A 12,428-nucleotide genomic window follows, 5' to 3' on the forward strand; every position below is an offset into this window, starting at 1 on the left:
TGGTTTAGTGCTTCTGCTGCTTAGCAAGAATATCCATTACTCCGCGGAAGATAACTGTCGCTTGATTGGATGTTCCCGGTGTACGGTTCTCGGCTAGCACGGCAACAGCATAGCGAGGCTGCTCAGCTGGCCCGTAGCCGACAAACCATTGATTCAATCTTTCCTGATTTCCTCTTCTAATTTGGGCGGTGCCGGATTTACCGGCAACCGCCCAAATTCCATTTCGGATCCCTTTACCCGTTCCGTTAAGGACTACCGCTTCCATGCTTCTTAGTAAAGTCCGAGCTGTACGTGCATGAATTTGACCGTATTGAGACATCGAAGACTGTTTGGCAAGCTTAGCCAGTAGCTGTCCATTCCCATACCGAATTTCACTAACTAATCTAGGCTCTTGTACACGACCTTCATGCAGCAGCGTGACCATAAGGTTAGCCGCTTGGAGCGGTGAGAGCTTAACATCTCTTTGGCCAATGCCCGTTTGTGCCAGCTGACCGCCATCTCTGGCCCCCTGCGGCTGAGCGAATACATTTCCCGCTTCTTCCTCTTGGAATTGCCTCAGCGGTCTACCAAGCGGCGCAAACGCTCCTATGCTGCTCCATCCGATCTGCCTGGCAATACCAAGCTGATCTGCCGTCACCAGAAACTGCCGCGCACTCAGTCTCTCCGCAAGTTCCGCGAATACGACATTGCACGAGCCCGCGAAAGCATCTTGCAGCGTGACATGCCCATGTCCCCCGTCCTTCCAGCAATGGAGGCCATAGCGGCCATAATTCCCATTGCAATAGAACTGCTCCCCTTCGGCGGTAACGCGGGACTCAAGCGCAGCCGCTTCCGTCACGATTTTGAATATCGACCCCGGTGTTGCCGCTCTGATCGCATGATTGGCTGCATTCATGCCCGTCGCATCAATCGAGCTTATTGTGAGCTGAGGCCTTGAAATCATCGTTATAATATCACCGTTCGCCGTATCAAGGACAACGACCGCTCCTTCTTTGAGCCCTTTATGATCCACATAGTTCTCCAATTGATTCTGCAAGGACAGATCCATCGTCGTCATCACTTTGATCGGGTAGTATGGATTATTCGGGCTAATGAGACGTAAGTTTAATCCGTGCATAGGCTTGTCCGTTCCATCGGTAAAATAAGACACTGCGGTCGGTCCCGTACCTTGCAGCAGCGGATCCAGGGACCGCTCCAAGCCAGCGCCTCCGGTCTTATCGCTCAAGCGCATTGTATGTGCCTTCAGCCGCTTGCTGTAATCGGCTCGAAGCAGTTCCGGATGTTGGCTGATGTAGCCAACTGCGTGCTTGACGCTGAAGGCAGACGGATAGCGGTTATGATAGGGCAGCACGCGTACGCCGTTAATGTGCAAGGCATCTATCGCTGCGAGCTGCTTTGCAGATAAGCGATGCGGCAATCCCTCTCCCTCCCGCTGCCAGAAGACGGGTTCGGTTAATTTATCCATCCATTGTCTCAGCGTAGAAGACTGCATGCCAAGCGCCTTGGCCAATGCACCGATTTCCTTTGGATTATCGGTACGAGATTTCATTTGCAGCGGAAATACAGCCAGTGCCTCGTAAGTCTCCCCCGTAAGCGGTCTACCGGAACGATCATAGAAATCCCCCCTGCCTGTATCCAGCACCAATGTTCGTTCTCGCTGCGCGACAGACTCTTCCTTCCAATCTGAGCTTCTGGCTGTTACGGGTGCAGACGGCAGCAGCTGCAGCCATCCGATACGCAAAACAAATAACAGTACCATCGCGCTCAGCATAATGAGGAGGATAAAAATTCGCTGTTGTCTGCTTCTTCGCCGTTCTCTGCTCATGACGTCTATTCCTCCGACTGCCGAAAGGGATTTTATTACAAGTATCCCCTTATTAAAAAGAGGCCAATCAGAATGACTCTGATTGACCTCAACTGAGATTCAGGCGTAACGTTTATTGCTTCTGAAACCGGCTGCAAGCAAAGAAATCGAGCAGGAAGCTCTGAAAAGATTTGGCTACAAGCGGGAGCTTCTCATTGGATCGATAAATAAGTCCGATTGTCCTTGTCACTTGCGGCGAACTCACGCGCACCTTAGCCGGCTTAAGGGGGCCGGATGCGTAGAGCGCCATTTCGGGGAGCAAGCTGACTCCCATGCCCGCCGCAACCAAACCGCGAATGGTATCCGTCTCTTCCCCTTCAAATCCGATCTGCGGTGTAAATCCTGCCGCCAGACATGCTTCCCATACGATTGGACGAAGCGAGTACCCATCACTGAACAGCACGAACATTTCGTCCTTTAATTGAGCCAGTTCAATGGACTCTTCACTCGCAAGCGGATGATTCGGCGGCAGAATAGCAAACAACTCTTCCGTTAAGACGATCTGACCGGTGACATGAGGATGCTTCTCCGGACATGGCGATACGAAAGCCAAATCCACTTCACCTTTCATCACATCTTGAATCAGAGACGGGAACATCCCTTGTTTAAATCGAAACTTCACATTAGGGTTCAGCTTCCGAAACGCCGCCACAACCTCGGGTATGAGTGAAATGCCCAAGCTGTGCGGAAATCCAAGCCGAATCTCCCCTTTCTCCGGATCGAGAAATTCTTGAATTTCCACAACGGAGCGTTCCAAATCGGCCAGTATCACTTCTGCCCGCTTCAGAAACAATGCCCCAACAGGTGTAAGCTGCAGGTTGCGTCCCTTCTGCAGGAAGAGCTTGGCGCCAAGCTCCTCTTCCAGTTGATGAATTTGTCGGCTGACAGCAGATTGTGCCACATGCAGCTCCTCTGCTGCTTTCGTAACATGCTCCTTCTTAGCCACTTTTACGAAATAATACAATTGACGAAGCTCCATTAGGTCCCCTCTTCTTCTCTATAACAGCTGCCATTACCGATTATATCGGCGATTCTTCTTCGCGATTAAATACCAGTCGTATGCATAAGCAAGCGCGAACCCTGCAAACAATCCGCCAAAATGAGCCCACAGCCCAATACCCGGTGCAAATATCGAATACAGAATACCGAATATCAGTATCGTATACACTGTTTTGCGCGAATCCGGGTCGAGCGAGCGTTTCATTAGTGCCAAATAGAGGTACGCACCATATACACCATAGATAGCTCCCGACGCACCCGCTCCCGCAGTAGACGAATCAGCGATGGCACTAAATAGATTACCGACGATGCCGCACAGCAGATAAAACAACAGATATTTCACATGACCGAGCATCCGTTCGAGCGGAGGTGCAAACACTAACACAGCAAACATATTGAAGAAAATATGCGAAATACTCAAATGCAAGAATTGAGCCGTCACATAACGCCAAGGTTCTGCAAGCGAGAAATAATTGTTGTTTGGGTCACTGTAAAAGAAACCGCGGTCCAGCAGCATACCATCCAGTATGTAACGATCGCTAATGTAGATGAGCAGATTCAGCGCGATAATAGCCGCCGTAACCGGATATTGCCGCAAATAGCTGCGAAAACTTTCATAACGCAGGAATATCATCGTAGTCTCCTTCGCCCTCCTATTGGACAATGGTATTTCATTATAGTTATAATAATTTGGTATGAACCCATTCCATCCTAAGGAGGCTGTTTATTAATGGCACAAGAACGCACAGGCGTTGCTACTCTTAAAGGCAACCCGCTTACACTGATCGGCCCAGAACTGAAAATCGGTGACCAAGCTCCTGATTTTCAATTGAACAAATCGCTGGTAGAGGTTGTTTCCTTGAAAGACTTCGCAGGCAAAGTGAAACTTGTCAGCGTAGTGCCTTCCATTGATACAGGCGTTTGCGATGCGCAAACTCGTCGTTTCAATGAAGAAGCAGCAACACTAGGTGATAACGTAGCTGTACTGACAGTGAGCGTTGACCTTCCATTCGCACAAGCTCGTTGGTGCGGTGCTGCAGGTGTCGATAAAGTTGTTCTGCTGTCGGACTACAAAAACAACAACTTCGGCGAAGCTTACGGCGTGTTGATCAAAGATCTTCACCTCGATATGCGTGCAATCTTCGTAATCGACGGCAATGACACGATTCAATATGTGGAAGTGCTTAGTGAAATGACAGAGCACCCGAACTACGAGAATGCAATCAACGCAGTTAAAGCACTCGTATAAGCTACATAAAGATCAGCATATGACAAAAGCGAGGCAGGGATTCCCTTCCTCGCTTTTTCTCGTTATTATATGCCGGATGTTTTATATTGAGCCAGCTTCTTATCGAGAGTCCGATAAAGATCAATAATGATACGGTAATTGGATCCAAGATCACCGAACGAACCGCGCGACGCGGAATAAATGTCCACCGCTGCTGTAACAGGATTCACGTTGATAACGGATACGGTAATATCCATTGTACGGCCGGTTACCGTACGTTTCTCGAGTACGATCTCACCTACGGACTGCACTTCATGAAGCACCTTGTAGCCTTGCATCTTCTTTAGTGTAGAGACAACCTCTTCCCAAGCTCTCTCCCGTGACAACTTGTAATAATGGGATTTAAGTAACGGATCTTTCGCTTTATCGCCTGTCAATTCATGACTGCGCAGCAACCCGATAAGGGACCGCTTCAAAGACAAAGGTAATCTCCCCCTCCAACTTCTATGTACGCTAAGAGATATCATAACATAGTTTCTAACATAAAAAAAAGGGGTTGCCCCCTTTTCGCTTGAAGTAAGTAACCCGCCATGCCGTCCGACTTGCTTGTTTCTGAACCCGCTCTCGCAGGTGGGTGGCCGCAGAAACGTTTTTGAGATCCCTTTTCGAGGGCCTGTCAGCTGCGTTTCAATTGAGTCTCCCGTAATACAGCCATTGGTTCAAAACAAGTGATAAGCCGTAACGCACATCGCAGGATGTATTGTTATTATAGACGTAACAGGGGTAAAAGTAAACGTGACACGAACCGCTATTTAATGGTGTTGTGACCTTCTTCTGTATGCGGCAGGAACGCTTCATCTTCAAGACGTTTGCGCTCTTCCTCCGCTGCTGCTTCCGCTGCTTTCTCCGCTTGCAGCTGAAGCTTCGTATAAATCGCGTAGAAGTTCCAGAAGGCGATAATGGCCACTACACTTCCCGTAAAGAACGGAACGAGAAACATCAGTTTCGGTGAGCTAAAGCTAATATAAATAACGAAGCCGCACATGATGACTGTCGAGAGCGACCGGAATGGTCGTCCGATTGTAAGCAGCAATGCGTTCTTAAGCAGCTGCATTGTCTTCATGTGATAGTGAACAACCATGGAGAAGAAATTGAACAGCGATACAGCCAGCAAAGCTACAAGGGCAACGAATAGATAAGAAACCAGCTGGAACGATTCCAATTTCACCAAGTATACACGGAAATCCACAATGAGAATCGTAAACAGAACCATATACAAGATTCCGCCTATCATGCTTTGCACATAGCTGTCTTTATAGTTTCTAAAGTACGTGCGAAGGAGCGGCGCATCTACCTCACCCATTACCCATTTACGCGCAACCGCAAACATAGCTGCGGTAGCCGGAAACAAAGTGAACGGAGCAACGATGCCGGAGACGATGAAGTAACTCATCATTTGATCGCTGTTCTGAGCAAATAACACAGGGAGCAGTAAAATAATAAACGGCAAGGAACAAATGATCCATAGCACGTTTGTTACCGATAAGCGCATAATCCATTCCGAGATTTTATAAAACCCGCCCATCATGCCTCTCATTTCCATTGTAGCCAAGTCCTCCTAGCAAGCGATTTCATTTTATACTACGTTAACTATAATATAGACAGCCCAAGAAGCCAACGCCCATTTTCGGGAATGTGGGCAGGCGTCTAAACGACATTCACCCAGATGCATACCATATAGTGTTATCGTACCCAAGACAAAAGCTGAGGAGGACGTCGCTAATGGGTAATATGGGTCATGGTTCTCATACTAGTGCTGCGTTGATTCTTGTTCTGTTCATTCTTCTTATCATTATCTCGAAAGGCTTCTTCTGACAGTAGATAACAAGATAAAAAAGGGGCTCTATTTATCCGATTGCTCGGCTAAACAGAAGCCCCGGTGTTATCCTTACTTATTCGTCAGAGGATGGACGGGAACGGCGAGCTTCGCCGCGGCCGTCTCCACGGCCTTTGTTGTCACGATCGCGATCACGATTGTAGCCGCTGCTGCTGCTAGTGCTGCTTGAGCTGCTGCTGCTGCTGCTGCGATTGCCGCCGTAGCCGCCACCGCTGCTGCTGCCGCCATAACCGCCACGGTTGCCGCTGCCTTCGCCGCGTCCGCGAGGACCGCTGCCGGAACGATTGCCGCCGCCAAATGGTCCGCCGGAGAAACGACGTCCGCTTGTACGAACATCCGGTCTGCGTTTCTTAGCGCGAATCGGATCTTCTGGCGTAAGTTCGATATTAATATCTTTCTTCTCGCCAGTGATCAATTTAATTGCTGCTGCCAGCAAGTTAACGGAGTCGTATTGCTCAAGCAATTGAATGGCAATGGCTTTGAATTCATTAACTGCCTCACCGTCAAGAGCTTCAAGAATGCGCTCAGCCGTTACGCGTTGTTTGCCTTCGATTGCTTCAGCGATGCTTGGCAATGGCTTCTTCGCGATTTTGTGGCGAGTCACTTTCTCGATGAAATGCATGTGATCCAGCTCACGCGGCGTTACGAACGACCACGCTGTACCTTCTTTACCAGCACGGCCGGTACGGCCGATACGGTGTACATAGCTCTCCGGATCTTGCGGCAAGTCGAAGTTGATAACATGCGTTACGCCGGAAACGTCAAGACCACGTGCTGCAACGTCTGTTGCTACAAGCACATCGATGCTGCCGTCACGGAATTTACGCATAACGTTGTCACGTTGATTCTGAGACAAGTCGCCATGCAAGCCGTCTGCAGAATAACCACGCTTCTGAAGGGCTTCGCTCAGCTCATCTACACGGCGCTTTGTACGTCCAAAGATGATTGCAAGGTCTGGTGATTCCATATCAAGCAAGCGGCTCAGCGCGTCAAATTTCTGACGCTCGTGAACTTCGATATAAGCTTGTTCAATCGTTGGTGCGCTGACTTGTGTTGGGATTACCGACACATGCTCAGGCGATTGTAGGAATTGATCTGCCAGTTTACGAATGTTCGGAGGCATTGTAGCCGAGAACAGCATCGTGTGGCGATTAGTCGGAACCAAGGAAAGTATGGAAGTGATATCTTCCATAAAGCCCATATCCAGCATTTCATCCGCTTCATCCAAGATAACGGTTTGGACGTCATCAAGTTTGATTGTTTTACGGTTAATATGATCGAGCAAACGACCAGGTGTACCGATGATGATTTGCGGACGTTTCTTCAAAGCGCGGATTTGACGACCGATCTCTTGACCGCCGTAAATCGGCAATGAACGCAAACCTTTGTAACGTGTAAGCTTTCCGATTTCTTCCGAAACTTGAATCGCAAGCTCACGGGTCGGGGTCATGATTAATGCGACGATACGCTCTTCAGTAACCGGAATCTTGTTGACAAGCGGGATCCCGAAGGCGGCCGTTTTGCCCGTTCCTGTCTGAGCTTGCCCGATCAAGTCGGTGCCGGCAAGCGCAATTGGAATGGCTTTCGATTGGATTGGGGTAGATTCCTCAAATCCAAGCTCAGTAATAGCTTGAAGAACCTTAGGTTCCAAGCCGAATTCAGCAAATGTTTTCAAACTGTTTCAATCTCCTTCTATCTGCATCCTACAGAAAATATACAGTTTATTATAGCACAACTGTATTTCTGAATACCAGCAAGCACTAAATACATATACTAGCATCATTTATTACATTAGACAACTTCCAACTTTTTTTGATAAACTGCTACCTGTTAATTATACTCCACCGAGGTGAATCGTTTTGAGATCTTCACGAACTGCAGCAACGACTTTGATTAGCGCTTTACTGATCGCTTTTGGCTTTAACCAGCTTCTGATTCCGCACAAAATGATCAGCGGCGGCGTATCCGGCATTACGATGATTGCTGGGTATGCGACCGGCCTAAACATTGGCTGGCTTTATTTTATTCTAAATGTGCCTATTTTAATCTGGGGATGGCGTGTTCTCGGCTTGCGATTTGTTGGCTGGAGTGCGTTCTCAGTTGCCGCAACGACGCTCTTCATGCAGCTTGTTCCCGTTAACCCCATGGTTGAGGATTTGACGCTTGGCGCAGTATTCGGCGGGGTTGTGGTCGGTTTCGGAAGTGGACTTGCCCTTCGTGAAGGCTCCTCCTCCGGCGGCTTCGATATCATAGCGGCCATCATAACTCGCAAAAGGGACTTGTCGATCGGCATGCTGATCTTCGTCCTGAATGGGACGGTTATCGCCGCACTCGGAATGCTTACGAATGATTGGGATATTGCGCTGTTCTCCTTGCTGTCGATCTTTACAACCGGCAAAATCATTGACCTCATACACATTAAACATGTGAAGATTACCGTCTTTATCGTCACAACGAAAACCGAAGAAATGCGTACAGCCATGATTCCGCTGATTCGGGGCGTAACGGTCATCAAAACACGCGGCGCCTACACGAATGCGGAGAATGACATGTTGATGACGGTGACAACTCGCTTCGAATTGAACCAGCTGCGCAAAATTATCCAAGATACAGACCCGCGTGCATTCGTCAACGTTGTAGAAACAGTCGGCGTAATGGGTGAATTCCGGAAGCCTTCCCTCTAATTTGCAAATCGGGCATCGGCTAATATGGAAATTCTTTGTTCAACACTAGGTTTTTGAATTCGCTGCTGTTATAATATAGCTATCCCGTTGAATTTGTTTCGTGCCATACGTTTTACCCTCCATTACGATGAAAGGGTGATGCTTCATGGATATGGAAACGGTCAGACTATTACAGATTGTGGAAAAGCTAGCACCGGAATTAGTGCCTTTCCTCACGGAGCGGGAATTGAATTTGAATATCGTGCTGCGGGATGGACTGGCATTGCTGGAACCTGAGGACGCGATGGAGATTGTGCAGCAAAGCATTTGTGAGTATCAAAGAGAAGTGCTTTTGCAATAGAGAACGACCCGGACGAGAAACGAGAAATCGGTTCTCGTCCTTTTTTTCTCAATAACAAAACGAGAAATCGGTTCTCGTCCTTTTTTTGCTCAATAACGTATTCAAGTCCCCCTCCTCTTCAATTTCTAGCAAATTCCTACAAAATACCTCTGTGCCTTCATTCGAAACTGAATTATAATTTTACTGACTTGGCAGATGGGGAGAGAATTGAAATGGATGTTATTGTTTCTACATTGTTATTGTTGTTTCATGTCTTAACCGGATCTGATGCGCAAGCAGGCGCGCAATCCGCATCTACCCACCAACTGCTCGCTACAATGCTAACTGCTCCTAATTCGCAGCAGCCGAATGGTTCCGGAGGTTCGACACAGCCTGGAACGAATTCGGGTACAGGTGCAACAACACCCGGTGATGCAGGCTCGGGGTCAAGCGCAGGATCCGAGTTCGTCAAGCACGATCCGCAGCCGGATGCTCCTGAGGTAAAGGGCATTTATGTAACGGCACACAGTGCCGGAGGCGCTCGCATGGAATCGCTGCTGAAGCTGCTAGATGATACCCCGTTGAACAGCATGGTCATTGATTTGAAGGATGATAACGGCTACATCACCTATCCCACCACCAACCCGGAGCTGCTCAAGCTCGGCAAACCAAAGAAGTTTATCAGCAATATCAGTCAAACGATGGAACGTCTGAAGAAACATGATGTGTACCCAATCGGACGTATCGTAGTTTTTAAAGATACGGTGCTCGCCAGAAGCCATCCTGAGTATTCCTACGTACGAAAGGACGGGTCACTTTGGGAGAATGGCAAAGGTGACAGCTTCGTAAACCCTTATATGAAGGAAGTTTGGGATTATAACGTTGCGATTGCAAAGGAAGCTGTGAAGCTCGGCTTCAAAGAAATCCAGTTCGACTATGTCCGCTTCCCGGAAGGTTTCGAGAAGAAAGCCGATTCCCTGAAGTTCTATAAAAACAAGGATACACGAGTAGATACAGTCGCTGCTTTCGTGAAATATGCGAAATCCCAGCTTGAGCCGCTCGGCGTGAGAGTCTCGGTTGATATATTCGGATATGCCGCTTCCGTACCGGCTGCTGAAGGTATCGGACAAGATTTTGTGAAAATCTCGAAATATGTGGATGTTATCGCACCGATGATTTATCCAAGCCATTACAGCACAGGCTGGTTCAAAGTGAAGGATCCGGACAAAGATCCTTATGCAACCATCAAAGGTGCCATGGTAGACACACATAAGAAGTTAGATCCGATCGGCTCTTACAAACCGATAATTCGACCATGGATTCAAGACTTCACCGCAAGCTGGCTTGGCAAAGGGCATTATATTAAATACGGAAAAGCCGAAGTGGACGCACAAATTAAAGCATTGCAGGATACCGGCATTCATGAATATTTATTATGGAACGCGAACAACCGTTATACGGCGGACGCCAAATTCTAAATTAAAAAAAACGCTCTGCAAGCCTCGCACGGACAATACCGGGCCTGGCTGCAGAGCGTTTTGCATTTAAAGTTGACTAAACTTACTTACGCAGCTTCGCAGCCAGCTGTAAGAAATACGGTACGGTGCGATGAACGCGAGTTACTACATCTACGGATGACGGGGTCCCGTCTGCTTCGAATTGACGTGCCGGGCCGCCGATGGATATCCACTCCGGACAGTTGATTCCATGCATGTTACGAACCATGGCCTGCAATTGAGTAAGCGAGCTTACCCCGACTGCGCCGCCTGCAGAACAAATAGAGAGAACGGCTTTGCTGTCAAAATGATCGCCGCCAAGGAAATCAAGCGCATTCTTCAGCACGCCGGAGATGCTTCCATGATATTCAGGCGTGCTGAGTACAACAGCGTCGCTGTGGAACACCGATTCACGCAATGCTGCGAGGTTAGGATTCGTATCCTCGTGCGTGCCGTAGAACGGCAACGGCTGCTTATACAGGTCGTATACGGTAACCTCATGGCCTTCCGATTCCATAAACTTCCCGATATATCGGGACAATTTGGTACTGGTCGATTCCGGACGATTGCTTCCCGCGATAATCGTAATGCGCATAAATATTCCCCTTCCAATTTCCACTTTACATACATAATAGTATGTTTTGTATTTTTGGTCAATAAAGGAATTTACGATTGAGGAATAAGGTAACCCGAACCGACCTCGGTCCGTTTCTTCTCCACGATGGCAACCGATTTCAGGACAGGCATTTTGATATAATGACGCGCAACATGGCTCTCTACGAACGAGAATGCTTTCTCATCCGTCTCCGCCAGAAGAATCAGATGCGCTGAGGTATCTTCCATTTCGATTTCAATTTTGTACAAGAACATCCTAATAGCCTCCTAATTAATAGAAAAGCCTTATACGGCAGTCATTCGGGTCCATTCTCCCCGTCAGACGCGCATATAAGGCTTTAAGTTCATTTATTGAGATAAACGAAGAGCCAGGTTGTAGAGATCCATGTTGAATGGTTTCTTCGTGTTTACTACTTTATCAATATCGGTCACGACCAGCTCACCGCGGATGATACCGCAGCCTTTGCCTGAGTCGCCTTCCATCAGCTTGCGAACAGCGAAGTCGCCCAGCTGGCTGGCAAGAATCCGGTCATTGTGCGTTGGCGTTCCGCCACGCTGAATGTGACCAAGAACGGTAACACGAGGCTCCATTCCACAACGCTCCGTGATGCCTTTACCGATTTCTTCACCGCTTGCCGCGCCTTCAGCAACAACGATGATACTGTGACGTTTGCCTGAACTGAAGTTTTCTTTCATGCGGTTTGCAACTTGATCCAGATCAAACGGCACTTCCGGTACGATAATGGTTTCCGCACCGCTTGCCAAACCGGCATACAGAGCAATGTCGCCGCAATGACGGCCCATAACCTCTACGATCGAAGAACGCTCGTGCGAAGTCATCGTATCGCGAAGCTTGTTGATTGCATCAACAACGATGCTGACCGAAGTATCAAATCCGATGGTGTAGTCGGTAAACGGAATATCGTTGTCGATCGTGCCCGGCAATCCCATTGTTTTGATGCCCAGCTTGCATAGCTTGTTGGCACCTTGGTAGGAACCGTCTCCGCCAATGACGACTAGCCCGTCAATTCCGCGCTCGCGCAGTACTTCTGCACCTTTCTGTTGACCTTCCGGCGTCAGAAACTCTTTACAGCGGGCTGTTTGGAGAATAGTACCCCCGCGCTGAATGATATCTCCTACGCTGCGAAGATCCATTTGACGAAGATCATTATTAAGCAGGCCTTGATAGCCGCGTTGCACACCATAAACTTCAAGTCCATGATATAAAGCACTACGAACGACAGCGCGTACCGCTGCGTTCATCCCTTGCGAATCTCCACCACTAGTAAGAACGGCAATTGATTTTACTGCTGACATTGCAAATCC

General features: G+C 48.4%; 14 protein-coding genes and 1 other RNA gene. 5 read left to right on the forward strand and 10 right to left on the reverse strand.

Translation table 11 applies throughout. The annotated features are described in order from the left end of the window. Positions 1–4: 4 nt before the first annotated feature. From AC0YNS_RS15490 to AC0YNS_RS15500, 3 genes are all read right to left on the reverse strand, one after another. Positions 5–1,825, reverse strand: coding sequence for a peptidoglycan D,D-transpeptidase FtsI family protein (locus AC0YNS_RS15490; protein WP_475781907.1), 1,821 nt, complete (start codon positions 1,823–1,825; stop codon positions 5–7). Between the two features lie 112 nt (positions 1,826–1,937). Then, positions 1,938–2,843, reverse strand: coding sequence for a glutamate biosynthesis transcriptional regulator GltC (gltC, locus tag AC0YNS_RS15495; protein WP_475781908.1), 906 nt, complete (start codon positions 2,841–2,843; stop codon positions 1,938–1,940). A 33-nt stretch (positions 2,844–2,876) separates the two neighbouring features. Continuing rightward, positions 2,877–3,497, reverse strand: a complete 621-nt coding sequence (locus tag AC0YNS_RS15500) for a rhomboid family intramembrane serine protease (RefSeq protein WP_475781909.1) — start codon at positions 3,495–3,497, stop codon at positions 2,877–2,879. A 96-nt stretch (positions 3,498–3,593) separates the two neighbouring features. Between AC0YNS_RS15500 and tpx the strand changes: the two genes are divergently transcribed. Beyond that, positions 3,594–4,112 (forward strand): thiol peroxidase, encoded by a 519-nt coding sequence (gene tpx / locus AC0YNS_RS15505; RefSeq protein WP_210664216.1) that lies wholly within the window; start codon positions 3,594–3,596, stop codon positions 4,110–4,112. Positions 4,113–4,177: 65 nt separating this feature from the next. On the opposite strand, the gene AC0YNS_RS15510 is transcribed toward tpx, so the two are convergent. From AC0YNS_RS15510 to AC0YNS_RS15520, 3 genes are all read right to left on the reverse strand, one after another. After that, positions 4,178–4,573 carry a DUF1499 domain-containing protein gene (locus AC0YNS_RS15510; protein ID WP_475781910.1) on the reverse strand — a complete coding sequence of 132 codons (396 nt, stop codon included), beginning with the start codon at positions 4,571–4,573 and terminating at the stop codon, positions 4,178–4,180. Positions 4,574–4,669: 96 nt separating this feature from the next. Beyond that, positions 4,670–4,851, reverse strand: a non-coding RNA gene (gene ssrS / locus AC0YNS_RS15515) — 6S RNA. A 48-nt stretch (positions 4,852–4,899) separates the two neighbouring features. Then, positions 4,900–5,694: a YesL family protein gene (locus tag AC0YNS_RS15520; protein ID WP_475781911.1), complete on the reverse strand. Its 795-nt coding sequence runs from the start codon at positions 5,692–5,694 to the stop codon at positions 4,900–4,902. 179 nt (positions 5,695–5,873) lie between these two features. Between AC0YNS_RS15520 and AC0YNS_RS15525 the strand changes: the two genes are divergently transcribed. Beyond that, the gene (locus AC0YNS_RS15525; protein ID WP_090981693.1) at positions 5,874–5,966 is read left to right on the forward strand and encodes a YjcZ family sporulation protein; all 93 of its coding nucleotides are present in this window, start codon (positions 5,874–5,876) and stop codon (positions 5,964–5,966) included. 77 nt (positions 5,967–6,043) lie between these two features. Here AC0YNS_RS15525 and cshA read toward each other — a convergent pair whose 3' ends face one another. Continuing rightward, positions 6,044–7,663: a degradosome RNA helicase CshA gene (gene cshA, locus AC0YNS_RS15530; RefSeq protein WP_475781912.1), complete on the reverse strand. Its 1,620-nt coding sequence runs from the start codon at positions 7,661–7,663 to the stop codon at positions 6,044–6,046. A gap of 184 nt (positions 7,664–7,847) precedes the next feature. Here cshA and AC0YNS_RS15535 point away from each other — a divergent pair, with 184 nt between their 5' ends. From AC0YNS_RS15535 to AC0YNS_RS15545, 3 genes are all read left to right on the forward strand, one after another. After that, the gene (locus AC0YNS_RS15535; protein WP_475781913.1) at positions 7,848–8,672 is read left to right on the forward strand and encodes a YitT family protein; all 825 of its coding nucleotides are present in this window, start codon (positions 7,848–7,850) and stop codon (positions 8,670–8,672) included. Positions 8,673–8,817: 145 nt separating this feature from the next. Further along, positions 8,818–9,012, forward strand: coding sequence for a hypothetical protein (locus AC0YNS_RS15540; protein ID WP_090981698.1), 195 nt, complete (start codon positions 8,818–8,820; stop codon positions 9,010–9,012). A gap of 212 nt (positions 9,013–9,224) precedes the next feature. After that, a complete protein-coding gene (locus tag AC0YNS_RS15545) occupies positions 9,225–10,469 on the forward strand; it encodes a putative glycoside hydrolase (protein WP_475781914.1) in 1,245 nt (414 codons plus the stop codon). An 82-nt stretch (positions 10,470–10,551) separates the two neighbouring features. Here AC0YNS_RS15545 and AC0YNS_RS15550 read toward each other — a convergent pair whose 3' ends face one another. The 3 genes from AC0YNS_RS15550 to pfkA form a co-directional block, all read right to left on the reverse strand. Then, complete coding sequence (locus AC0YNS_RS15550) at positions 10,552–11,082, reverse strand: NADPH-dependent FMN reductase (RefSeq protein WP_475781915.1); 531 nt, start codon at positions 11,080–11,082, stop codon at positions 10,552–10,554. A 71-nt stretch (positions 11,083–11,153) separates the two neighbouring features. Beyond that, a complete protein-coding gene (locus AC0YNS_RS15555) occupies positions 11,154–11,357 on the reverse strand; it encodes a DUF3906 family protein (protein ID WP_091220668.1) in 204 nt (67 codons plus the stop codon). A 93-nt stretch (positions 11,358–11,450) separates the two neighbouring features. Further along, complete coding sequence (gene pfkA, locus AC0YNS_RS15560; protein ID WP_475781916.1) at positions 11,451–12,419, reverse strand: 6-phosphofructokinase; 969 nt, start codon at positions 12,417–12,419, stop codon at positions 11,451–11,453. Positions 12,420–12,428 lie beyond the last annotated feature (9 nt).

This window comes from Paenibacillus sp. J22FR21, assembly GCF_056269135.1.